The sequence below is a fragment of the Micromonospora foliorum genome, assembly GCF_022229015.1.
GTDB lineage: Bacteria > Actinomycetota > Actinomycetes > Mycobacteriales > Micromonosporaceae > Micromonospora > Micromonospora foliorum.
The window spans coordinates 1-1,640 of the sequence record NZ_JAKKFF010000511.1 but is presented as its reverse complement, the minus strand read 5'-3'; the positions used below and the strand labels follow the sequence as shown (position 1 = coordinate 1,640).

Here is a 1,640-nt window from a genome sequence, read left to right as displayed (position 1 = left end):
TGGCCATCGACGCGGAGCGCGCGGACGCCCCGGTGCCCCCGGCGCTGGCCCGCCGGTTCGGCGCGGGCGACTTCTGGGCCCGGTGGACCCGGGCCGAGTGCTGCTGCAAGCTGGCCGACGTGCCGGTGGCGGTCTGGTGGCGGCGCCACGGCCTGGGAGCGCCGTCCGACGGAGCGGCGGTCTGGCGCACCCTCGCGGTGGCCGACCTGGTGGTAACCGTCGGCTTCGCCCCCAACAGCCGCACCACCGGATCCCCCTGATCACTTGATGCTGAGTAGCTGCCGGCGGTTGGATTCAGCTGCTGAGCATCAAGTGATCAAGGGGCGGTGCGCGTACCGGTCAGATCAGGTCCCAGCTCAGGGGGGTGCCTCGGGGGACGTCGGTGGTGAAGGTGCGGCCCAGGACCCGGTCGATCTCCACGGGGGCCAGACCGCCGGCCGGCCGGATCGAGCGGACGTTGTGCGCGGTCACCGGGTCGCCGGCCCGGACGTCCTCGACCACGAAGAGCGAGCGGCGGAACCGCAGCCCCTCCCGCTCGGCGGGGGTGGGGCCGATCGCGGTGCCACCCAGCGCCGCGTACGCCCGGCCGGACTCGGCGACCAGGGCCGTGAGCTCCGCCGGGTTCAGGGAGAAGTCCGAGTCCACGCCGCCGTCGGCCCGGTCCAGTGTCACGTGCTTCTCGATGAAGCAGGCGCCGAGCGCCACCGAGGCGACCGCCACCCCGATGCCGGGCGTGTGGTCGGAGAGCCCGACCGGCACGTCGAACGCACCGGCCAGCACCGGCAGCCGGCGCAGGTTGCTGTCGGCCGGCGGCGCCGGGTAGGACGCGGTGCAGGCCAACAGGACGATGCCCGCCGCGCCGCCGTCCCGGGCGGTGCGCACGGCGGCGTCGATCTCGGCGACCGTCGCCATTCCGGTGGAGATCACCATCGGCTTGCCGGTGCTGGCCACCAGCCGGATCAGCGGCAGATCGACCAGCTCCGACGAAGCGATCTTGTACGCGGGCGCGTCCAGTGACTCCAGCAGCTCCACGGCGGTCGCGTCGAACGGCGACGAGAAGACGGTCAGGCCACGCTCGCGGGCCCGCTCGAAGATCGGCGCGTGCCACTCGTACGGGGTGTGCGCGCGCTCGTAGAGGCGGTACAGGTTCTCCCCGCCCCACAGCTCGTGCCCACTGGAGATCCGGAACGCCGGGGTGTCGACGTCGATGGTGATCGTGTCCGGCCGGTACGTCTGGAGCTTGAGCGCGTGCGCCCCGCTCTCGGCCACGGCGTCGACGATCGCCAGTGCCCGGTTCAGATCGCCGTTGTGGTTACCGGACATCTCGGCGACCACGAACGGTCGCTCCCCGGCACCGACCGCGTGCGGTCCGATCTTGATTGTCGCCGTCATTCCGACCTCTACTCAGGTACGTCCGCACCGGGGTGCGGTGGTGCTGTCGTCGTCCACCCGGCGGGCGGACGACCTGGAAAACCAGGGCGCCGGGAGCCGCCCCGGCCCCCGGCGTGCTCTGCGGTGGGGTCGATCACGGCAGCCGGCCACCGGCCAGCGCGTCGCGTCGCTCCGGCGCGAGCCCACCCTCAGGCGTCGGCCCGGCGCCCGCCGCTCGGCCCGGGTCCTCGTCCGCGGCGGGCGAACCG

At 73.5% G+C, this 1,640-nt stretch carries 1 protein-coding gene and 1 pseudogene; one reads left to right on the top strand and one right to left on the bottom strand.

Annotation, left to right across the window (positions count from 1 at the left end; translation table 11 throughout):
• Window positions 1-260: pseudogene (locus tag PSH25_RS29070) on the top strand (hypothetical protein); the annotation flags it as partial.
• A gap of 79 nt (window positions 261-339) precedes the next feature.
• On the opposite strand, the gene pseI reads toward PSH25_RS29070, so the two are convergent.
• A complete protein-coding gene (gene pseI, locus PSH25_RS29065; RefSeq protein WP_238662062.1) occupies window positions 340-1,392 on the bottom strand; it encodes a pseudaminic acid synthase in 1,053 nt (350 codons plus the stop codon).
• Window positions 1,393-1,640: the final 248 nt, after the last annotated feature.

What these genes read in the sequence shown, in the direction of transcription:
- pseI (WP_238662062.1), bottom strand. Translation starts at nt 1,392, where the DNA reads ATGACGGCGACAATCAAGATCGGACCGCACGCGGTCGGTGCCGGGGAG.